The sequence below is a fragment of the Stenotrophomonas sp. genome (assembly GCF_032103445.1).
In the GTDB taxonomy this organism is placed as follows: domain Bacteria; phylum Pseudomonadota; class Gammaproteobacteria; order Xanthomonadales; family Xanthomonadaceae; genus Stenotrophomonas.
Map to the genome: position 1 here is coordinate 110,203 of NZ_DAMDFR010000005.1, position 20,982 is coordinate 131,184.

17 protein-coding genes are annotated in these 20,982 nt (G+C 65.5%); 6 read left to right on the forward strand and 11 right to left on the reverse strand.

The genetic code is table 11. The features are described 5' to 3' along the window. Nucleotides 1-10: 10 nt before the first annotated feature. The 8 genes from galU to cmk form a co-directional block, all read right to left on the reverse strand. Nucleotides 11-901 carry a UTP--glucose-1-phosphate uridylyltransferase GalU gene (gene galU, locus RT551_RS03665; protein ID WP_313455755.1) on the reverse strand — a complete coding sequence of 297 codons (891 nt, stop codon included), beginning with the start codon at nt 899-901 and terminating at the stop codon, nt 11-13. Beyond that, nucleotides 898-2,805, reverse strand: coding sequence for a nucleoside-diphosphate sugar epimerase/dehydratase (locus tag RT551_RS03670; protein ID WP_313455757.1), 1,908 nt, complete (start codon nt 2,803-2,805; stop codon nt 898-900). Before RT551_RS03670 ends, galU begins: the two co-directional genes overlap by 4 nt. 17 nt (nt 2,806-2,822) lie before the next feature. After that, nucleotides 2,823-3,797 (reverse strand): glycosyltransferase family 4 protein, encoded by a 975-nt coding sequence (locus RT551_RS03675; RefSeq protein ID WP_313455758.1) that lies wholly within the window; start codon nt 3,795-3,797, stop codon nt 2,823-2,825. Between the two features lie 3 nt (nt 3,798-3,800). Further along, nucleotides 3,801-4,979 carry a lipopolysaccharide assembly protein LapB gene (gene lapB / locus RT551_RS03680; protein ID WP_313455759.1) on the reverse strand — a complete coding sequence of 393 codons (1,179 nt, stop codon included), beginning with the start codon at nt 4,977-4,979 and terminating at the stop codon, nt 3,801-3,803. Nucleotides 4,980-4,985: 6 nt separating this feature from the next. Then, the gene (locus RT551_RS03685; protein WP_313455760.1) at nt 4,986-5,276 is read right to left on the reverse strand and encodes a LapA family protein; all 291 of its coding nucleotides are present in this window, start codon (nt 5,274-5,276) and stop codon (nt 4,986-4,988) included. Nucleotides 5,277-5,360: 84 nt separating this feature from the next. Continuing rightward, nucleotides 5,361-5,666 carry an integration host factor subunit beta gene (locus RT551_RS03690; RefSeq protein WP_125360534.1) on the reverse strand — a complete coding sequence of 102 codons (306 nt, stop codon included), beginning with the start codon at nt 5,664-5,666 and terminating at the stop codon, nt 5,361-5,363. An 89-nt stretch (nt 5,667-5,755) separates the two neighbouring features. Then, nucleotides 5,756-7,435, reverse strand: a complete 1,680-nt coding sequence (gene rpsA / locus RT551_RS03695) for a 30S ribosomal protein S1 (RefSeq protein WP_313455762.1) — start codon at nt 7,433-7,435, stop codon at nt 5,756-5,758. A 198-nt stretch (nt 7,436-7,633) separates the two neighbouring features. Continuing rightward, a complete protein-coding gene (gene cmk / locus RT551_RS03700; protein ID WP_125360536.1) occupies nt 7,634-8,314 on the reverse strand; it encodes a (d)CMP kinase in 681 nt (226 codons plus the stop codon). Between the two features lie 193 nt (nt 8,315-8,507). On the opposite strand from cmk, the gene ykgO reads away from it, so the two are divergent. The 6 genes from ykgO to RT551_RS03730 all read left to right on the forward strand — a co-directional run bounded on the left by ykgO (nt 8,508) and on the right by RT551_RS03730 (nt 13,340). Continuing rightward, nucleotides 8,508-8,633 carry a type B 50S ribosomal protein L36 gene (ykgO, locus tag RT551_RS03705; RefSeq protein ID WP_017355593.1) on the forward strand — a complete coding sequence of 42 codons (126 nt, stop codon included), beginning with the start codon at nt 8,508-8,510 and terminating at the stop codon, nt 8,631-8,633. Between the two features lie 121 nt (nt 8,634-8,754). After that, nucleotides 8,755-9,081, forward strand: coding sequence for a hypothetical protein (locus RT551_RS03710; RefSeq protein ID WP_313455764.1), 327 nt, complete (start codon nt 8,755-8,757; stop codon nt 9,079-9,081). Nucleotides 9,082-9,125: 44 nt separating this feature from the next. Then, nucleotides 9,126-10,163: an agmatine deiminase family protein gene (locus RT551_RS03715; RefSeq protein ID WP_313455765.1), complete on the forward strand. Its 1,038-nt coding sequence runs from the start codon at nt 9,126-9,128 to the stop codon at nt 10,161-10,163. A gap of 513 nt (nt 10,164-10,676) precedes the next feature. Next, nucleotides 10,677-11,564, forward strand: coding sequence for a carbon-nitrogen hydrolase (locus tag RT551_RS03720; RefSeq protein WP_313455767.1), 888 nt, complete (start codon nt 10,677-10,679; stop codon nt 11,562-11,564). Between the two features lie 20 nt (nt 11,565-11,584). Next, complete coding sequence (locus RT551_RS03725; protein ID WP_313455768.1) at nt 11,585-12,115, forward strand: N-acetyltransferase family protein; 531 nt, start codon at nt 11,585-11,587, stop codon at nt 12,113-12,115. Nucleotides 12,116-12,119: 4 nt separating this feature from the next. Beyond that, nucleotides 12,120-13,340, forward strand: coding sequence for a TraB/GumN family protein (locus tag RT551_RS03730; protein WP_313455770.1), 1,221 nt, complete (start codon nt 12,120-12,122; stop codon nt 13,338-13,340). Between the two features lie 89 nt (nt 13,341-13,429). On the opposite strand, the gene RT551_RS03735 is transcribed toward RT551_RS03730, so the two are convergent. The 3 genes from RT551_RS03735 to RT551_RS03745 all read right to left on the reverse strand — a co-directional run. Further along, the gene (locus tag RT551_RS03735; protein ID WP_313455771.1) at nt 13,430-16,522 is read right to left on the reverse strand and encodes an efflux RND transporter permease subunit; all 3,093 of its coding nucleotides are present in this window, start codon (nt 16,520-16,522) and stop codon (nt 13,430-13,432) included. Further along, nucleotides 16,519-20,031 (reverse strand): efflux RND transporter permease subunit, encoded by a 3,513-nt coding sequence (locus RT551_RS03740; protein ID WP_313455772.1) that lies wholly within the window; start codon nt 20,029-20,031, stop codon nt 16,519-16,521. Before RT551_RS03740 ends, RT551_RS03735 begins: the two co-directional genes overlap by 4 nt. Next, on the reverse strand, nt 20,028-20,982 hold a 955-nt coding region (locus RT551_RS03745), incomplete at its 5' end, for an efflux RND transporter periplasmic adaptor subunit (RefSeq protein ID WP_313455773.1). The genes RT551_RS03740 and RT551_RS03745, both read right to left, overlap by 4 nt.

The following is a 20,982-nucleotide window of genomic DNA, read 5'->3' on the forward strand; positions in this document are numbered from 1 at the left end:
CGGCACTACCTCAACCTTCGTCTTCCGCCAGCATCTGCGCCAGCTTCTCGCGCGCCGGCTTGCCGAGCTTATGGCTTTCTAAGGCGAAACGAATGGTCGCCTCTACCAGGCCCAGATGGGTGCCGCAGTCAAAACGGGTGCCTTCGAAACGATAGGCATCCACTTCTTCAGTCTGCAGCAGCGTGGCGATCGCATCGGTCAGCTGGATCTCACCACCGGCACCGGTGCCGGTCGCTTCCAGCAACTCGAAGATCTTCGGGCTGAGCACGTAGCGGCCGACCACGGCCAGGTCGCTGGGGGCGTCTTCCGGCTTGGGCTTTTCCACGATCTGCGAGATGCGCCCCTTGCGGCCATCGAAGGCTTCAGTGGCGACAATGCCGTAGCTGGCGGTGTTTTCGTGCGGTACATCTTCCACCGCAATGACGCTGGCACCGGTGGCCTCGTTGAGGTCCGCCATCTGCTTCAGCGCGCCATCGCCACGGTTCCAGATCAAATCGTCGGGCAGCAGCACCGCGAACGGTTCGTCGCCAACCACGGCCTTGGCACACAGCACGGCATGCCCGAGCCCCAGCGCTTCGGCCTGGGTCACGAACACCGCGCGCACGCCGTTCGGCAGCACGTGCCGGACCAGCTCAAGCTGCTCCTTCTTGCCGGCGCGCTCGAGCTTCTGCTCCAGCTCGTAGGCTTTGTCGAAGTAGTCGGCGACCGCGTGCTTGTAGCGGTTGGTGATGAAGATCAGGGTGTCGCACCCTGCTTCGATGGCTTCATCGACGGCGTACTGGATCAACGGCCGATCAATGATCGGCAGCATTTCCTTGGGAACGGTCTTGGTCGCGGGAAGAAAGCGCGTCCCCAGTCCTGCGACCGGGAACACCGCCTTGCGGATACGCTTTTGGGTCACTGCCTGTTGGCCTCTCGTGCCGGAAAGGGCACCACATTAGCCGACTCGACGTGATTTTCTTGTTGCAGCGGCGAGAACTCCGGCATCGTCGCGAACAGAATGCTGTTGATCGCATCGGTGTCGTAGTTGGCAATGGCTTCGCGCAGGCGCGGCACGTTGCCCAGCACCTGGTCGCGCGCGAAGGTACGTACCCCCGCTTCCAGGATCTTCGGATGCGCGGTGGGGCGGTAGTCTTCGTCGGAATAGAACAGGGTTTCGTGCAGCTTCTCACCCGGGCGCAGCCCGGTATAGATGATGGCGATGTCTTTGTAGGGCTGCTTGCCGGCCAGGCGGATCATCTGCTCGGCCAGCACCCGGATCGGCACCGGCTCGCCCATGTCCAGGGTGTAGATCGCGCCGTGCGATGCCGACGCGGCGGCCTGCAGGATCAATTGGCAGGCCTCGGGAATGGTCATGAAGTAACGGGTGACTTCCGGGTCGGTCACGGTGACCGGGCCGCCCTTCAGGATCTGCTCGCGGAACAGCGGCACCACGCTGCCGGCCGACGCCAGCACGTTGCCGAAGCGCACGGTGACGAAACGGGTCGTGGAGGTCTTCTGGTCCAGGCTCTGGCAGATCATTTCCGCGTAGCGCTTGCTGGCACCGAGCGCATTGACCGGATCGACCGCCTTGTCGGTGGAAATGAACACAAAGTGCTCAATGCGCGCCTCCACGCAGGCCCGCGCCACCGTCTCGGTGGACAGGATGTTGTTGCGCACCGCTTCGCGCAGCTGGCGCTCCAGCACCGGCACCTGCTTGTAGGCGGCGGCATGGAACACTGCATCGACCGGCGACAGCGACAGCGCATGGCGGATCACCGCCGGGTCGCCACAGTCGCCCAGCACCGCCTCGACCTCCAGCTCCGGGAAGCTGCGCTTGAGCTCCGCCTCAATGGTCAACAGCAGCAGCTCGCTCATTTCCAGCAGCACGATCCGCCCTGCCCCGTGGCGCGCGCACTGGCGGCACAGCTCCGAACCGATCGAACCGCCGGCACCGGTCACCAGCACCGTGCGCCCGCCCAGCCAGCCGCGGATCAGCGACCAGTCCGGCAGGATCGGCTTGCGGCCCAGCAGATCTTCAATGGCGACTTCCTTGAGCTCGCCGGGCAGCGAGTGACCCAGCAGCACGTCGTTGATCTTGGGCACGGTGCGGAACGGCACGCCGGTGCTTTCGCAGATGGCCACCACGCGCTGCATGCCCGCGGCATCCAGCGAGGGAATGGCGATCACCAGCAGCTTGGCGGCGGTTTCGCGGACGATCGAGGGCGCATCGTCGAGGGTCCCGAGGATCGGCAGGCCCTGCAGCTTGGCCCCCTGCAGGTGCGGCGCATCGTCCAGCAGGCCCACGGGCTCGAAATCGCCCGAGCGGCGCAGGTCACGGACCAGCGCCTCGGCCGCCTGGCCGGCACCGAGAATCAGCACGCGGCGGGCGCTGGCGTCGGTCTGCAGCGACTGGTAGTCCTTCCACGCGCGGTACAGCAGGCGCGGCGCGCCCAGTAGGGCCGACAGCGCGAACGGGTAGATCACCAGCACCGACATCGGGACGCCGGCAAAACGCTTGTAGGCCAGCACCACCACGATGGCGAGCAGGCCAATGAAGCTGGCTTTGAAGATGTGCAGCAGGTCGGCCACGCTGGCGAACCGCCATAGGCCGCGATAAAGACCCACGCGCCAGAACACGATGGCCTGGATGACCAGCACCAGGGAGGTGTCCACGTTCCAGAGCGGCAACGACGGTGCCTCGGCCAGCATCGAGTAGCGGCCGGCGTGCAGCAGCTGCCAGCAGGCCCAGACCATGAACAGGTCGTGGACCACAATGGCGGCGCGTGGAAGCAGACTGGTGAAGCGGTCCTGCCAAGGCGTCATAAAATCGAGGAATCCTGTTAGTGGCGCATTCCTTTGCGCAGGAGTAGCCAAAGACCGGTCGCGAGGGTCAACCACGCGAGGGCCACGGCAGCCTCCCACCTCGGCTGCAAATTCGTGCAAGCATTAAACACTGTAATACTGAACAGACCAAAAACAAAGTACATCCCGGTCACAAAAGTGTGGCTTTTGCCACTTTTGATCGCGCGTTGATAGACATGCTGGGTGTGGGGCTCGGTCCAGCGTTGTCCCGAAAGCATGCGGGACAAGAGTGTGAAGCCTGCGTCCACAAGGAAGGCGGTCAGCGGGACCAGCAGCAGCAGCCAGGAGATATCGGTCGCCACGCTGCCCAGGCATACCAGTGTCGCAATCGCATAGCCCAGCGCCCCGCTGCCCACGTCGCCCATGAAGATCCGCGCCCGGGGGAAGTTGAACGGCAGGAAACCCAGGCAGGCCGCAGCCAGCACCGCCCCGGCCAGGGCCAGCGGGCCCGGCAGCACGCAGGCAAAGGCAATCCCGGCCAGCACCGCCTGGGTGGTCGCAATCCCGTTGATCCCATCCATGAAGTTCCAGATGTTGATCAGGGACGTCGTGAACAGCAGTGCCAGCAGGGCCTGCAGCGGATTGTGGGTGGCCTGCCAGACCAGGCCGGCCACCAACGCGGCCGCCACGACATGAACGAGCAGCCGACGAACGGCGGGTAATGGCCGATGGTCGTCCCACCAGCCAATCCCGGCCACCAGCACCAGGCCCACGCTGAACACGGCCAGGGTGACCCAGGCGTCAGGCCAGCACAGCGCGGCGACCAGCGCCGACAACAGCAGGGTCAGCACAATGGCAATGCCGCCGCCGCGCGGGGTCGCCACGACGTGGCTGCGGCGCTCGCCGGGCTGGTCCATCAGGTTGCGCCGCAGCGCGTAATGGCGCGCTCCCCAGGTGAGCGCCGCCGAGGTTGCCAGCACCGCCAGCAACCCCAGTCCCCCGATCAGGGCCATGTTTCAGAGCACCGCGTAGTTCAGCAGCGGCTTGACCGTACCCCACTCCTTGCAGCTCGGGCACTGCCAGTGGTGGGTGCGTGCGCCGAAACCACAGCGGGTGCAGCGGTAGGCGGGATTGCGCACCAGCAACTGGTCGGTGATGTGCTTGAGGTCGTGCAGGGTGGCGGTCGAGTCAGCCCCTTCGGCCAGGGTCAGGTCGATCAGGGCGGACTCGCCACGGACCGAAGGACGGTCCTTCAGCTGGCGGCCCAGGTAGGCGCGCGCCGGCGCGACACCCTCCTGCTCTTCCATCAGCTGGGTCAGGGCCAGCACCGGGGCAATGCCGCGGTAGTGTTCGGTCATTTCCGACAGGAATGCGCGCGCGCCGCCCAGATCCCCGACCTTCCGGTAGTTCTGCATCAACGGCTGCAGCACTTCGGGCAGATACTCGGGGTCGTTGCGGGCGGCGCGCTCGAAGGCGCGCACGGCGGCTTCGGCATTGCCGGAGTCGGTTTCCAGGCGGCCTTCAATGATGCCCGCGCGCACCGACATGGCGTCGGCCTGGTAGGCACGGGCGATGGCTGCCCTCGCCTCGTCGATCTTGCCTGCACCGCGGTAGCGCTCGGCCAGCTCGCACTCGAACTGCCCGACCAGCTTGCCCATCGGCTCGCCGGTGACTTCCTCGTAACGGGTGGCATTGTCGATCGCCTTTTCCCAGTCGCGTTCGGCCTGGTAGATGCCGATCAGGTGCTTGAGCGCCTGCGGGGCACGCTGGTCGATCTGGGCCAGCTCGGTGAACACGGTTTCGGCGCGGTCAAGCAGGCCGGACTTCATGTAGTCCTCGCCCAGCGCCAGCAGGGCCTGGACGCGCTGGGCGTCACTCAGGTCGGTGCGGTTGACCAGCCCCTGGTGCAGGCGGATGGCGCGGTCGACTTCACCGCGGCGGCGGAACAGGTGGCCCAGCGCGACCTGGGTTTCAAAGGTTTCCTTGTCCAGCTCGGCAATGTGCAGGAACAGCTCGATGGCCTTGTCCGGCTGCTCGTTGAGCAGGTAGTTCAGGCCACGGAAGTACGTGCTGGACAGGCGGCTGACCTGGTTGTCGCCGTGGCGCTGGCCACCGCGCCGGCCGATCACCCAGCCAGAGACTGCTGCCAGCGGCAGGAACAGGAAAAACCAGAACCACTCGGAGACGAATTCCATCGGCGCTCAGCGTCCGTCAAAAGAAGAAGTAGAGGGTGCAACGGGTGCGGCCGGCGTGACCGGAACCGCTTTCTGCGCCTTGCGCAGTTTGGAGTACAGCGGAATGACCATGCCCACCAGCACCAACCCGGCCCCGATCAGCACGCCGGCCAGCAGGGCCACAGTGATTGCCAGCCCGGTGCTGGAGTGGATCTCGGTGAAACCGAGCTTGAGGGTCATTTCCTGCGAATTGAGGGCACCGACAATGAGCCCGGCGACCAGCACGGCCAACAGGATCAACAGACGTGCAACTTTCATGTGGCAGCTCCCATTCCGTTAGGGACCAAGAGTAGCGGACCGGCGGTCCGCTCTACCAGCCTGCGGCGTGGCAGACGTACAGACTCAGGCGGGGTCGCCTTCCAGCGGAACCACGGCGCTGACGCGCTCGCGCAGTTCCTTGCCCGGCTTGAAATGCGGGACATGCTTGCCCGGCAGCGCGACCGATTCACCCGTCTTCGGGTTGCGGCCCAGGCGCGGCGGACGGTAGTGCAGCGAAAAACTGCCGAACCCGCGGATCTCGATACGATCGCCGCCGGCCAGCGAGCCCCCCATCATTTCCAGCAACGACTTTACCGCCAGATCGACATCGTCCGACTTCAAATGCGCCTGCCGGCGCGCCAGGATTTCGATCAGCTCGGATTTGGTCATTGCGGACTCGCTTCGAGGGATTCCAACCCTGAAACGGCCCGGACAGGTGTCCGGGCCGCTCAGGAAACTACTGCAACGGGTAAGACCGATTACTCGGACTTGTTACCGTTCAGCTGTGCACGCAGCAGCGCGCCCAGCTGGGTGGTGCCGCCCGAAGCCGACTGGTATTCCTCCAGCACTTCGCGCATTTCGGCGTCGTCCTTGGCCTTGATCGACAGCTGCAGGGTACGGCCCTTGCGGTCCATGCCCACGAACTTGGCTTCCACCTTGTCGCCGACCTTCAGGAACTGGGTCGCATCGTCAACGCGCTCATTGGCAACGTCGCGAGCCGACACATAGCCTTCGATGCCGTCAGCCAGTTCGATGGTAGCGCCCTTGGCGTCCACTTCCTTGACCACGCCTTCGACCTTCGAACCCTTCGGGTTGGCAGCCATGTACTGACCGAACGGATCCTGCTCCAGCTGCTTGACGCCCAGGCTGATGCGTTCGCGTTCCGGATCGACGGCCAGGACGACGGCGTCCAGGTTGTCGCCCTTCTTGAAGTTGCGGACCACGTCTTCGCCGGTGGTGTTCCAGCTGATGTCGGACAGGTGCACCAGGCCGTCGATACCGCCGTCCAGGCCGATGAAGATGCCGAAGTCGGTGATCGACTTGATCTGGCCCGACACCTTGTCGCCCTTCTTGTGGATGGCAGCGAAGGTTTCCCACGGATTGGCGGCAACCTGCTTCATGCCCAGCGAGATGCGGCGACGCTCTTCGTCGACGTCCAGCACCATCACTTCAACTTCGTCACCGACCTGCACAACCTTGGACGGGTTGACGTTCTTGTTGGTCCAGTCCATTTCCGAAACGTGCACCAGGCCTTCCACGCCCGGCTCGATCTCGACGAACGCGCCGTAATCGGTCACGTTGGAGACCTTGCCGAACACGCGGCTGTTGGCCGGGTAACGACGGGCGATGTTGTCCCACGGATCTTCGCCCAGCTGCTTCAGGCCCAGCGAAACGCGGTTGCGCTCGCGGTCGAACTTCAGCACGCGCACGTCCAGCTCGTCGCCGACGTTCACGACTTCGGACGGATGGCGCACGCGCTTCCATGCCATGTCGGTGATGTGCAGCAGGCCGTCGATACCGCCCAGGTCCACGAACGCGCCGTAGTCGGTCAGGTTCTTGACCACACCCTTCAGGATGGCGCCTTCCTGCAGCTTGTCCATCAGCTGCTCGCGCTCTTCCGAGTGCTCGCTTTCGACGACAGCGCGGCGCGACACCACGACGTTGTTACGCTTGCGGTCCAGCTTGATGAGCTTGAATTCCAGCTCCTTGCCTTCCAGGTAGGCCGGATCGCGCACCGGGCGCACATCGACCAGGGAACCCGGCAGGAAGGCGCGGACATCCTTGATGTCCACGGTGAAACCACCCTTGACCTTGCCGCTGATGCGACCGGTGATGGTTTCGTTCTTTTCCAGAGCTTCTTCCAGCTCGTCCCACACCATGGCGCGCTTGGCCTTCTCGCGCGACAGGACGGTTTCACCGAAGCCGTTTTCAATCGCGTCAAGGGCAACCTTGACCAGGTCGCCTTCGGCAACGTCGATTTCGCCAGCATCGTTACGGAACTGCTCGATCGGCACGATGCCTTCAGACTTCAGGCCAGCGTTGATCACCACCACGTCGCCGCGGACTTCCACGACGGTACCGGTGACGATGGCGCCCGGCTTCAGCTTGGCCAGATTGGCCTGGCTGGCTTCGAACAGTTCGGCAAATGATTCGGTCATTAGATTTACTCTGTTGGACACATGGGCAGGGGTTCCCTTCAAGGGTTCCGTGTACTGCCCGCCTGTTGGTCGACCCCGGAAACGCAGGTCGTGTGTTAAGTAGGAAAACCGCCACGCATCATTGCGGGACGGAGCTTGTGACGCTTTACATTGGTGCGACTACCGCCGATGCACTGGCGGCCTCCTCCTTGCAACGGATCAGGCACCCGAAACCGGAAGCAGATCCAGAACCCTGGCAACGACTTCGTCGATGCCGATTCCACTGGTGTCGATGACGACGGCATCGTCTGCCGGCTTCAGGGGCGCCACGGTGCGCTGGGCATCACGGGCGTCGCGGGCCATGATCTCGCGCAGGAGGTCATCAAAGTTAACAGAAACCCCCTTGTCTTTCAACTGCTTATGCCGGCGCTCGGCGCGCTCCTCGGCACTGGCGGTCAGGAAGACCTTGAATGGGGCGTCCGGGAAGATGACCGTGCCCATGTCGCGGCCATCGGCGACCAGCCCCGGCTCGACCCTGAATGCGCGCTGGCGCTCTTTCAGCGCGGAGCGGACCTCCGGGATGGCGGCGATGGCCGAGGCCAGCGCACCGGTGGTTTCCAGGCGCAGCTCGTCGGTGGCATCGGTCTCATTGACCATGACACGCAGCGCGCCGTCAGCGGTTTCGACGAAGCGGACCTTGGTATCGAAGGTGCAGCGGACCAGCGCCGAGGCATCGGAGGTGTCGATGTCGGCCCAGCTGGCGGCCACGCCCACGGCGCGGTACAGCGCCCCCGAATCCAGGTAATGCCAGCCCAGCCGACGTGCGACAATGCGGCTGACGGTGCCCTTGCCGGCCCCGGAAGGACCGTCGATGGTAAGCACGGGGGGATGCGGATTCATGGGTTTCCCTGTGTGATGGACCCCCCATTCTAGCCCCTGCCCGACCCCTGCCGAGACCTTTTTGGTGCAACCACTTGAAAGGATGGAGAAAAGGCCGGTAGAATGGCGGGCTTGAACGAGCGTCACCTGCCGATTGTCATCTGCATATCGCGGCCGCGCTCCACCTGAATCCACGTTTACGCCGAGGTATGCAATGAAAGTCCTGTCCTCTCTGAAGTCGGCCAAGTCCCGTCACCGCGACTGCAAGGTCGTCCGTCGTCGCGGCAAGATCTTCGTGATCTGCAAGTCGAACCCGCGCTTCAAGGCTCGCCAGCGCTGAGCCCTGGGCGGGTCACGGCCACCGGTCGCGGCCTACCTGAATGAAAAACCGCCTCCGGGCGGTTTTTTATTGCCGTTTTTTGTTGTAATCGCAGTTCTTGACCACTGGGGAGTAGATCGAGATGAAGCGTTACCTGTCCACCCTGCCGTTGCTTGCCCTGCTGGCCTGTGCCAGCGCCCATGCCGACACCCTGCTGATCGACCGCACCAAGGAGCAGCCTGCTGCGATGGTGCCGGTGCGCGGCCAGACCGCCAGCCAGGTGCTGGCCACGTTCGGCGAGCCGAGCGAAAAGCTGGAGCCGCGTGGCGGCCAGAAGCGCCAGTGGCCGACCATCAACCGTTGGGTCTACCCGCAGTTCACCGTCTACTTTGAAAAGGCGAAGGTGATCGACGTGGTGGCCAACAAGGCCAGTGCCGAGGAAGTCGGTCCCAAGCCGCCGATCCGCTGACCCTTTACTGCCCGCGCCCACGCGCGGGCGACTACACCGAGACCATGAACGAACAGCTTCGCTTTCCTGCCGAATGGGAATCCCAGTCGGCCATCCTGATCGCCTGGCCCCACGCTGATACCGACTGGGCTGACCGCCTGGCGGACGTGGAAGAAACCTACATCGCGCTGGTGGCGGCGATCACCCGCTTCCAGCCGGTGCTGATCATCGTGGCCGACGATGACCTGGAAGCCTATGCGGACGCGCGCCTGCGCTCGAACCGCATCGACATGGAACGCGTGCGGTTTGTCACGGCGCAATACGACGACACCTGGCTGCGCGATTCGGGCCCGATCACCCTGCGCCGCGCCGACGGCGGCTTCCGCCTGCTGGATTTCCGCTTCACCGGTTGGGGCGGCAAGTTCGAGGCGAGCCTGGACGACCAGTTGGTCGGTGTGCTGCACGGCCAGGGCCTGTTCGCCAACGCGGAACTGCAGAGCATTCCGTTCGCGCTGGAAGGCGGCGGCATTGAAACCGACGGTGAAGGCACCCTGCTGACCACCTGGCAGTGCCTGCACGAACGCCACCCGGACCGTGACCGCGCCTCGCTCAGCGCGGACATGGCCAGCTGGCTGGCGCAGGACCGGGTGCTGTGGCTGGACCACGGCTACCTGGAAGGCGACGACACCGACGCGCACATCGACACGCTGGCACGCTTCGCCTCGCCGGACAGCATCGTCTACCAGGCCTGCGACGACAGCACCGATTCGCACTACGCCGAACTGCAGGCGATGGGCAACGAACTGGCCGCACTGCGCACCACCGCCGGCCAGCCGTACCGCCTGTTCCCGCTGCCGTGGGCACGCCCGGTGATCGACGAAGGCCGCCGTCTGGCGGCGTCGTACGCGAACTACCTGATCCTCAACGGCGCAGTGCTGATGCCAGCCTACGGCGACGAAGCCGACAACGCCGCCCGCGACGTACTGGCCCAGGCCTACCCGGACCGCGAAATCGTGCAGGTCCCCTGCCGTTCGCTGATCTGGCAGAACGGCAGCCTCCACTGCATCACCATGCAGTTGCCTGCGGGTGTGTTGGCGGGCTGACGTTTCGTCGGCATTCGAGTTGCTACGTAGCGCCGGGCTCTGCCCGGCGCTTTTGGTTTTGGGCGAACAGCCCTCAGCCGCTGGTCTACGTGTCTGGGGCCAGCGGGTGGGGGGTACGGGACACGCCTTAAATCTCCCGTTAGGCTCGGGCGGCACATCCATGTGCCTTCACGGTCCCGTACCCCCCACCCGCCGGCCCCTCGATACATGGTCGGTGGCCATGGGAAATGCCATGGCCACGTGCTTTTGATCTTCGATGGCCACCGACGCACTGTCGATGGCGGGTCGGGGTGGGTTGGAGGGGGCGTGAGCCGCATGGATGCGGCGATCGAGCTTACATGGACGTACTTGCAGCGTCCCCCGGAACGCCCGCCCCGACCCGCCAAACCAGGGAAACCGTGAACCGCCGGCTGTTCGCACAAATCCAACCGTTGGCGCGCATTCAACCGACAACACGCGGCGCTGACCCATCCGCGATAAACTGCGTTTTTCTGCCCGCAGGACCCGCACCGGATGAGCCCACGTCACCCCCTTACCGTCGCCCTGGTCCAGGAGCGCAACCATGGCGATGCCGAGGCCAACCTGGCTGTGATCGAAACGCGCGTGGCTGAGGCCGCCGCGCAGGGGGCCAAGCTGGTCCTGCTGCAGGAACTGCATAACGGCGCGTACTTCTGCCAGCATGAATCGGTGGACGAGTTCGATCTGGCCGAGCCGATTCCCGGCCCCAGCACCGAACGCCTTGGCGCGCTGGCGAAGAAGCATGGCGTGGTCATCGTCGGCTCGCTGTTCGAGCGCCGTGCCGCCGGCCTGTATCACAACACCGCCGTGGTGTTCGAAAAGGACGGTACCCTGCTCGGCAAGTATCGCAAGATGCACATTCCGGACGACCCGGGCTTCTATGAGAAGTTCTACTTCACTCCCGGCGACATCGGCTTCAAGCCCATCGACACCTCCGTCGGTCGCCTTGGCGTGCTCGTCTGCTGGGACCAGTGGTATCCCGAAGCCGCCCGCCTGATGGCCCTGGCCGGGGCCGAACTGCTGCTCTACCCCACCGCCATCGGCTGGGATCCGGACGACCAGCAGGACGAACAGAACCGCCAGCGCGATGCCTGGGTGCTCAGCCACCGCGGCCATGCCGTGGCCAACGGCGTGCCCGTGCTCAGCTGCAACCGCGTCGGCCATGAACCCTCCCCGCTCGGTGCCTCCGGCATCCAGTTCTGGGGCAACAGCCACGTGCTTGGTCCGCAGGGCGAGTTCATCGCTGAGGCCGGTGGCGATGCCACCGTGCTGGTCTGCGAAGTCGACCTGCAGCGCAGCGAACACGTGCGCCGCATCTGGCCGTTCCTGCGTGACCGCCGCATCGACGCCTACGGCGACCTGCTCAAGCGCTACATCGACTGACCCCACAGGACCCCTGCCCCGTGACCGTGCACCTGCGCGACGCCCGCGACGAGGATATCGTCGCCATCACCGCCATCTATGCGGTGGAAGTCACCGACTTCGTCAACACCTATGAGTACGAAGTCCCCGACGCCACCGAGATGCAGCGGCGCATGCACGATATCGTCGGCCGGGGCTTCCCCTACATCGTCGCCATCGTTGACGGCCAGGTCGCCGGCTATGCCTACGCCAACACCTACCGCGCACGCATCGCCTACCAGTGGACCGTGGAAAACTCGGTCTACGTCGATGCCGCATTCCAGGGCCGGGGCGTCGGCACCGCGCTGATGCAGGGGTTGATCGACGCCTGCGTCGCGCGCGGCTACCGGCAGATGGTGGCGGTGATCGGGGAACCTTCCAACACCGCCTCGATCAAACTGCACGAGCGCTTCGGCTTCCATCTGGTCGGCGTGTTCCGTGGCCTCGGTCGTAAACACGGCCGCTGGCTGGATACCGTGCAGATGCAGCGCGCGCTCGGCGATGGTGCCGACAGCGCCCCCTCCAATGAATGACGCAATGACCGACATTACAACCCAAGACAGTGGCGACAGCCTGTTCGCCGGGCAACCGGTCAAGGTCGTCGAACGCGATGGCGTGCGCTACACCCTGCTGGGCACCGCGCACGTCTCCCAGGCCAGCGTGCAGGCCGTCGAGAAGGCCATCGAAAGCGGTCGCTTCGACGCCGTGGCCGTGGAACTGGACCCGCAACGCCTGCAGGCGCTGATCAACCCCGACGCGCTGGCCAAGCTGGACCTGATCGAGGTGATCCGCAAGGGCCGCGTGGCGCTGTTCGCCGCCAACCTCGCCCTGGCCGCCTACCAGCGCCGCCTGGCCGAACAGCTGGGCATCGAGCCCGGTGCCGAGCTCAAGCGCGCGGTCGGCCTGGCCAATGAACGCAACCTGCCGGTGCACCTGATCGACCGCGAAGTCGGCCTGACCTTCAAGCGCGCCTCGCAGCGGCTGGGCTTCTTCGGCAAGATCAAACTGGTGATGGGTCTCGGCGCAGGCCTGTTTGCGTCGGAGGACGTGGGCGAAGAAGAGATCGAGAAGCTCAAGCAGGGCGACATGCTCGAAGCCAGCTTCGGCGAGTTCGCCAGCGAAAGCCCCGAGCTGTACGAAACCATCATCGGCGAGCGCGACCGCTACATGGCCACGCGCCTGCGCGAAAGCCACGACCCGGCCCAGCGCGAAGTGCTGGCGGTGGTCGGTGCCGGCCATCTGGCCGGGCTGGCGAAGTATCTGGAAAGCGATACCGAAGCTCCTGGTGCGCTGCGTGAGTCGCTGGAAGCGGTGCCGCCGAAGCGCAACATTCCGTGGATCACGCTGGGCATTCTGGCCATCGTGATCACCGGCATCGCGGTCGGTTTCTATCGCGGCGGCCTGGGCATGGGCACCGAACTGCTGGCGACCTGGGCCCTGTACACCGGCGGCCTGGCCGGGCTGGGCTGCCTGCTGGCCGGCAGCCACCCGCTGAGCATCCTGACCGCCATTGTGGTCGCACCGTTCAAGCCATTCCGGTTGAGCATTCCCACGGGTGCGTTCGCCGCGCTGGTGGAAACCCGGCTGCGCAAGCCGGCGTACGAGGACTTCCTGAAGCTGCGTGATGATGCGCAGACGCTGAAGGGCTGGTACCGGAACCGGGTGACCCGGGTAGTGCTGACCTTCATGCTGACCAACCTGGGCAGCATGCTGGGGTTGTGGCTGACCGGCTTCCAGGTGTGGAACAAGGTCGCGTAATCGGTAGTGCCGGCCGCTGGCCGGCAACCACGTGGTCCTTCACGCATCCGGAGGTTGACGGCCAGCGGCCGTCACTACCGGGTACGTGATCAGGCCGGCTCGATGACTTCCTGGGTGCCCTTCGGCGGCAATCCCCGCGCCCGCCGCACGATGCGGGCCACGCCGATGCTCATGTCATCGAGCATCGCGTAGATGGTCGGCAGGAACAGCAGGCTGACCACGGTGGAGAACGCCAACCCACCGGCGATCGCACGCGCCATCGGGTAGTACGGCGGGCCATCACCGAGCAGCTGGGTGTCGGTCAGCGAGATCGGAATCATCGCCAGGATCGCCGTACCCATGGTCATCATGATCGGGCGAAGGCGCTCGCGTGAGCCTTCCACCAGCGCCATCGTGCGGGCCATGCCGCGCCGTCGCAGGTTGTTGATGTGCTCGATCATCACGATGCCGTTGTTCACCACCACGCCCATCAGCACCAGGATGCCGATGAAGGACATGATTCCGAACGCGGTACCGGTGAGCCAGAACAGCCAGAACACCCCGAAGATCGAGAACAGCACGCCGCTCATGATCGCCGCCGGGAACAGCAGCGATTCGAACACTGCCGCCATCACCACGTAGATCATCACCAGCGCGATCAGCATGTTGAACATCATCTGCTGCATGGCTTCATCGTCGTCGCCGTAATCGCCGCCGTCGAAGGTGAAGCTGTAGCCGGCCGGGAAGCTCATCGGCTTGAGGATTTCCTCCATCGCCTTGCGACCTTCCGGCGCGGTGACCTTCTCGGCCAGGTTGGCCTTGATGGTCAGCGTGGTCTGCCGGTTGGTGCGGCCGACGCGGGTGGCCGAGGGCTTGATGCTGACGTCCACCAGGCTCAGCAGCGGCACCGAGCGCCCGTCACCGGTACGCACGGTGTAGCTGGCCAGGTCTTCCGGGCTGCTTTGCTCGGCACCGGCGAAACGCACCCACACCGGCACTTCGCTGTCACCGCGGCGGAACTCGCGCAGCGGCGCACCACGCAGGGCGAGGCCCACGAAGCTGGCGACCTGCTCGGCATTGAAGCCGAACGCGGCCGCACGCTCGCGGTCGACATGGATGGACAGCTCGCTGCCCTTCTCGCCATTGTCGATGCGCACGTCGCGCAGTTCCTTGCGCTGGGCCAGCAGCGGCACCACTTCCTCGCCGATCTCCTGCAGCATCTGGGTGGAATCCCCCACCAGCTGCACCTGCACACCCTGGTTGCCGCCACCACCGCCATCGCCGCCCTGGTTGCCGACGATGTAGTCGGCCCGCGCCGAACGCGGCAGGCCCTTGCGCAGGCTCTCCTGCACCGCTGCCATGTTGCCGGCGTGCTTCTCGTCCAGGGTCACGATGGTGCTGCTGCCTTCCTGCTCGCTGTACCAGGAATACACCTGGGTGATGTGCAGTTTTTCGCGGTTCTGGTCCAGGTACTGCTCGACCCGGGCCACTTCATCGGACATCTGCGCGCGGGTGTACGCCCCCTTCCAGTTGTAGCCGATGAACACGTCGGTGCCACCCTCACCACCGAACATGTCGATCTTGGTCAGCTTCATCGGCACCAGGCTGATCAGCACCACCATGATGATGCCGAACACGCTCCAGCCGCGGTGCTCCAGCGTCCACTGCAGCACCTTGGCGTAGCGGCGCTGCAGCCGGGCGATCACGCCGGTCTGCGAATGCACCAGTTTCGGCGTCTGCATGCGTGCGGACAGCATGGGAATCAGGCTCACCGCCACCAGCCACGAGGCCAGCAGCGACACCGAGATGGTGATCGCGATCTGCGCCATGAAGATGCTGATGTTGTTGGTTTCACCGAACAGGTTGGGCACGAACACGATGCAGTGGCACAGGGTGCCGGCGCTGAGCGCGATGGCCACGTTGCGGGTGCCGATGATCGACGCCAGCCGCGGCTGGTCGGGCATGCGCTCGCGTTCCTGGTAGATGCTCTCCACCACCACCACGGCGTTGTCGACCAGCATGCCCACCGCCAGCAGCAGGCCCATCATGGTCAGGATGTTGAGGGTGACCCCGGCGAAGTACATGAAGCCGAGGGTGATCACGAAACAGATCGGGATGGCCAGGGTGACCATCAGCGTGGACGGCCAGTGGCGCAGGAAGAAGAACAGTACTGTCACTGACAGCAGCAGGCCGACCGCACCGGCTTCGGCCAGTTCCAGCAGCGACGAGGTGACCGTCTTGCCCTGGTTGTTGATCACCTTGATGTTGACGTCACGCATCGACGGCTGCTTGCGGATGGCCTCCACCTCGGCCAGTGCCGCGCGCGAGACTTCGACCAGGTTGGCGCTTCGCTCCTTGTAGATGTCCAGGCCGACTGCCGGGTTGCCGTCCAGTCGGCGGCCGTAGGCCATGCGGGTCGGCTTGAGCCGGATGTCGGCGATGTCGCCCAGGCGCAGGCCCTTGGTGTCGATCACCAGATCGCGCAGTTCCTGCAGATCGGTGATCTCACCCACCGGCTGGATGCGCACGCGCTGGCCGTTGTCGTCGATCTGCCCGGCCGAGATCGAGAAGTTCAGGGTGCGCAGACGTTCGTTGAGCTCGTTGATGCTCAGATTGTGCGCAGTCAGGCGGTCGGCGTTGATCGCGATCTCGACCTCGTTCGGCGGCGCGCCCGAGATTTCGACCCGGGCCACGCCGGGAATGCGCTCGATGCGTCGCTTGAACTCGCGGTCCAGCATGTCGTACGCGCCGGTGAGGTCGCTGCTGCTGGCCAGGCGCACCTTCAGCACCGGTTCGTCGCTGCTGGACCACTTGAACACGTTGTAGCGCTGCAGGTCGTCAGGCAGGTCGTCACGGATCGCATCGATGCGTTCGCGCGCGTCGGACGCGGCAATGGCGATGTCGCGGTCCCAGTCGGTGAACTCGATGAAGATGCTGGCCCCTTCCGACGTGGCCTGGGAGCGCATGCGCTTGATCCCGGTCATCGTCGCCAGCGCTTCCTCGGTCGGGCGGATGATGGTGCGTTCCACCTCTTCCGGGGTCGAGCCGGTGTACGGCACCTGCACGAACAGGAACGGCGCGGAAATGTCCGGCAGCGCCTCCAGCGGCAGCCGGAACGCCGCGATCAGCCCCACCACCACCAGTGAGACGAAGCACATGATGGTGGTGATGGGACGGCGGATGGAGAACTCGGCGACGCTCATGCCGGCTCCTGGGCGTTGCCGCCGCTGATCGGGCCTTCGGCCGCCTGCGCATGCTGGCGACCGCGTTCGCGGTAATAGGCATCACCGCGACGGTCCAGCAGGTCATACACCACCGGAATCACCAGCAGGGTCAGCAGGGTGGACACCAGCAGGCCGCCGATCACGGTAATCGCCATCGGCGAACGCACTTCCGCGCCCTCGCCCATCGCCACGGCCAGCGGCAGGAAGCCGAACAGCGTGCACAACGTGGTCATGATGATCGGGCGCAGACGCGAGCGTGCCCCTTCCACCAAGGCTTCGTGCTTGGCCACACCGGCCTCGCGCAGCTGGTTGACCTTGTCGATCAGGATGATCGCGTTCTTGGTCACCAGTCCCACCAGCAGGATCAAGCCGATGAACACCACCACCGAGATCGGCTTGCCGGTCAGCATCAGCGCCAGGATCGCGCCCACCAGGGCCAGCGGAATGGTGAACAGGATGACGAACGGGTGCAGCAGCGATTCGAACTGCGAGGCCATCACCAGATACACCAGGAAGATCGCCAGGCCGAAGGCGAAGATCAGCGAGCGTGCCGATTCGGCGAGCTCTTCGCCCTGCCCGCCGATGTGCATGCCGACGCCGGCACCCAGCGGCTGCTCAGCCACCATCGCCTGCACTTCCCGCACCGCACCGCCCAGGTCGATGTCGCGCAGGTTGGCCGACACCACGGCAACGCGGGTCTGGTCGGCGCGATGGATCTCACTGGGACCGTTGGTCGCGATCACCTCCGCTACCGCGTCCAAGGTGACCGGACGTGCACTGCCCGGATTGACGATCAGCCGGCGGATGCTCTCCACGCTGGCGCGGTCGCCTTCCTGGGCACGCACCAGCACGTCGATCTTGCGATCGCGGAAGCTGTAACGCGTGGCCACGTCGCCGCGCACCTTCTTGACCACCACGTCGGCGATCTGGCGGGTGGTCAGGCCCAGCGCACCGGCGCGTTCCTGGTCGAAGCGGATCTGGATTTCCGGGAAGCCTTCTTCCACCGTGGATTTGACGTCGGCGTAGTGCGGGTTGTCGCGCAGCATCGCGGCCAGGGCCTGGCCCGCGCGCTCCAGCGTGGCCATGTCCTGGCCACGCAGTTCCACTTCCAGCGGCGTGGAGAAGCTGAACAAGGCCGGGCGGGCGAAGTCGACCTGCACACCGGGGTGGCCCTGCATCGAGGCACGCAGGCGCTCGGTGATCTCCGCTTCGGTCTTTGCACTGCCACCGCCGGCCATCACCACGGTCAGCTTGCCGATGTTCTCGCCACTCTCGGTGGGATTCGCATCCAGCCGCGTGCCGCTGCCGCTCACGCCGTACAGCGACGCGATGCTTTCGTCCTTGGCATGCGCCAGCTGCAGCTCACGCACCAGCGCGTCGGTCTGCTTCAGCGGCGTACCGGCCGGCAGCTTGGCGGTCATTTCGAAGCGGTCCTGGGCCAGCTGCGGAATCAGGTCCGCGCCCAGCATCGGCACCATCGCCAGCGTTGCGACGAAGGCCAGCGCGGCGAGGCCCAATACCTTGCCGGGGTGCGCCAGGGCGCTGGGCAGCAGCTTCAGATAACCACGCTCGGCACCGGCATAGGGCTTCATCGCCACGTCGCTGGCTTTGCGCATCACCGGACCCACCACGGCGGTCAGGCCGCGCCACACTTTGACGATCACCCAGGCCACGCCGAACACACTCCAGCGCACCAGCGCGCCCAGCCCGCGGCGGCTGCCGGCCACCGGCTTCAGCCAGCGGCTCTGCGGTTGCCACGTGCCGTGCGGGGCTTCTTCCGGGAACGCCAGCGGCGGGCGGCCCTTCAGCGAGCTCAGCATCGGGATCAGGGTCATCGCCACCAGCAGCGAGATCGCAATCGCAATCGCCACGGTCAGCGCCTGGTCGCGGAACAGCTGGCCGGCGATGCCGTCCACGAACACCAGCGGCAGGAACACCGCGATGGTGGTCAGGGTGGAGGCGACCACGGCCATGCTCACTTCGCGGGTGCCGGTGATGGCCGCCTGCAGAATGCCGAGGCCGCGCTCACGCGCCTTGGCGATGCTTTCCAGCACCACGATGGAGTCGTCCACCACCAGGCCGGTGGCCAGCGCCAGCCCGCCCAGCGACATCACGTTCAGGCTCAGGCCGAGCTGGCCCATGAAGAAGAACGTGGTGATGATCGAGACCGGCAGCGACAGGCTGATCACGAACGTGCTCCAGCCATCGCGCAGGAACAGGAAGATGATCAGGATCGCGAGCAGGCCGCCGATCACGGCGTCCTTTTTGACGTCGCTGATCGCGTGTTCGATGAAGCGCGACTGGTCTTCAATCGTGGTCAGCTCGGCATCGCCGGGAATCTGCGCCTTGATCTGCTCCAGGCGCGTGCGCAGCGCGGCCGCCGTGGCCACGGTGTTGGCATCGCCTTCCTTGTAGATCGCCAGTTCCACCGCCTCGCGACCGCCCAGGCGGATGATCGCTTCGCGCTCCTTGAAGCCCTGGCGCACGGTGGCGACGTCTTTCAGCCGCACCGGCACGCCATTGGCGATGTTGGTGGAACTGCTGCTGGACGCGCTCTGTGCGGCCGAGGCGGCGGCAATCGCCGCATCCGAACCGGTGGACGCGGCAATCGCGAACATCTGCTGCATGGCCGCATCGGCAGCGCTGCCGGTGCTGCTCTGGGTGGTCACCAGCAGGTTGCGGATGTCTTCCAGGTCGGCAAACTGGTTCACCGTGCGCACCAGGAAGCGCTGCGAGCCCTCCTCCAGACGGCCGCCGGAAATGTTGATGTTCTCTTCCTTTAGCCGCTTGATCACGTTGTCGATCGGCAGGTTGAGCTGGGCCAGCTTCTGCTGGTCGATGTCGACCTGGATCTCGTCTTCCAGACCACCGCCCACCTTCACCGCCGCCACGCCGGCCACCGGTTCCAGCTTCTTCTTCAGGTCTTCATCGGCATAGCGACGCAGCGCGGTCAGCTGGCGCACCGCGTCGGCATCCGTGGCCGGGTCGGTCTTTGCCGCGATCACCAGGCGCATGATCGGCTCGGTGGACGGATTGAAGCGCAGCAGCACCGGGGCCTTGGCCTCCAGTGGCAGGTTCAGCGCTTCCATCTTGTCGCGCACCTCCAGGCTGGCCTGGTCCATGTTGGTGCCCCACGCGAACTCCAGCACCACGTCACTCTGACCGGTGCGCGAGACCGACTTCAGCTTGCGCAGGTTCTTGACCACGCCCACGGCTTCTTCAACCGGTTCGGTGATCAGGGTTTCAATTTCAGTCGGGGCGGCACCGGTGTACTCGGTGCGCACCGTCAGGGTCGGATAGCTCAGGTCCGGCAGCAGGTTGACCTTGAGGTTGCCCAGCGCGATCAGGCCGAACAGCACCAGGGTGAGCATGCACATGAAGATGGTGACGCGGCGGCGGGTGGCGAATTCCACCAGGCCGCCGCCGGTGCCCCGGCCCTCATCGGCCGGGTGCGGTTCACTGCCGTGGTCATGCCCGGGCGAACTCATTGACGGTTCTCCGCCTTCTTCGGCGCGGCCTTGGCCACGGTGGCGGCCGGCTTCTCACCGATCACCTGCACCGCGGTGCCGTCACGCAGTGCCACCTTGCCGGCGGTCACCACCTTGTCGCCCACCGCCAGGCCTTCGCGGATTTCCACCCACGGACCTTCGGCGTAACCGACCTTGACCGGCACGCGTGCGACCTTGCCGTCGCGCACCCGGAACACGGCCGGGTCGCCATCGTCGAGCAGGGCCAGGCGCGGCACCACCAGTGCGTCGGCGCGCTGGTCGTAGTCGATGCGGATGCGGCCGAACATGCCCGGCTGCAGGCCGGCCGCGTCTTCGCCGAAGCCGCTGACCACGCGGAAGGTGCCGCTGCCGGCGTCCACCACCGGTGCGATGCGGTCCACGGTGCCGGGGAACGACTTGCCGGGCAGCGCATCGGCGACCAGGGTCACCGGCTGGCCCGGCCGCAGCGTGGCCAGTTCGCGTTCGGGCACGTTGAGCGTGGCTTCCAGCCGCGAGTTGTCGACGATGCGGAAGATCGGTGTGTTGATCTGCACGAAGTTGCCGGTCTTGATCGAGCGCGAGGCGATCACGCCGGAGATCGGGGCCACCACCGTGGTGTAGGACAGCTCCAGCGTGGCCAGCCGGTACTGGGCGCGCGCGTTTTCCAGGTCGAAGCGGATCTGGTCGACGTCGGCGGCACTGACCATCTGCTGGCCGATCAACTTCTGCGCGCGCTGGTAGTTGTTCTCCAGCTTGCGCATCTGCGCTTCGCTCTGCGCCACCGCGAGGCGTGCGCGGTCCGGGTCCAGGCGCACCAGCGGCTGGCCGGCGCGGACCTGCTGGCCTTCCTCGACCAGCACCGCCAGCGCCACGCCGGAGGTCTTGGCCACCACCTGCGACTCGGCGCGCGCTTCCAGCGCGGCGGTGCCGGTGTAGCTGGCCGCCACCGCG

Excerpts from the sequence above, each read along its gene's own strand:
- RT551_RS03675 (WP_313455758.1), bottom strand. The coding sequence starts at position 3,797 with ATGGCCCTGATCGGGGGACTGGGGTTGCTGGCGGTGCTGGCAACCTCG.
- RT551_RS03740 (WP_313455772.1), bottom strand. The coding sequence starts at position 20,031 with ATGAGTTCGCCCGGGCATGACCACGGCAGTGAACCGCACCCGGCCGAT.
- RT551_RS03670 (WP_313455757.1), bottom strand. The coding sequence starts at position 2,805 with ATGACGCCTTGGCAGGACCGCTTCACCAGTCTGCTTCCACGCGCCGCC.
- RT551_RS03735 (WP_313455771.1), bottom strand. The coding sequence starts at position 16,522 with ATGAGCGTCGCCGAGTTCTCCATCCGCCGTCCCATCACCACCATCATG.
- RT551_RS03720 (WP_313455767.1), top strand. The coding sequence starts at position 10,677 with ATGAGCCCACGTCACCCCCTTACCGTCGCCCTGGTCCAGGAGCGCAAC.
- cmk (WP_125360536.1), bottom strand. The coding sequence starts at position 8,314 with ATGAATCCGCATCCCCCCGTGCTTACCATCGACGGTCCTTCCGGGGCC.
- ykgO (WP_017355593.1), top strand. The coding sequence starts at position 8,508 with ATGAAAGTCCTGTCCTCTCTGAAGTCGGCCAAGTCCCGTCACCGCGAC.
- lapB (WP_313455759.1), bottom strand. The coding sequence starts at position 4,979 with ATGGAATTCGTCTCCGAGTGGTTCTGGTTTTTCCTGTTCCTGCCGCTG.
- RT551_RS03715 (WP_313455765.1), top strand. The coding sequence starts at position 9,126 with ATGAACGAACAGCTTCGCTTTCCTGCCGAATGGGAATCCCAGTCGGCC.
- RT551_RS03690 (WP_125360534.1), bottom strand. The coding sequence starts at position 5,666 with ATGACCAAATCCGAGCTGATCGAAATCCTGGCGCGCCGGCAGGCGCAT.
- RT551_RS03730 (WP_313455770.1), top strand. The coding sequence starts at position 12,120 with ATGACCGACATTACAACCCAAGACAGTGGCGACAGCCTGTTCGCCGGG.
- RT551_RS03685 (WP_313455760.1), bottom strand. The coding sequence starts at position 5,276 with ATGAAAGTTGCACGTCTGTTGATCCTGTTGGCCGTGCTGGTCGCCGGG.
- RT551_RS03710 (WP_313455764.1), top strand. The coding sequence starts at position 8,755 with ATGAAGCGTTACCTGTCCACCCTGCCGTTGCTTGCCCTGCTGGCCTGT.
- rpsA (WP_313455762.1), bottom strand. The coding sequence starts at position 7,435 with ATGACCGAATCATTTGCCGAACTGTTCGAAGCCAGCCAGGCCAATCTG.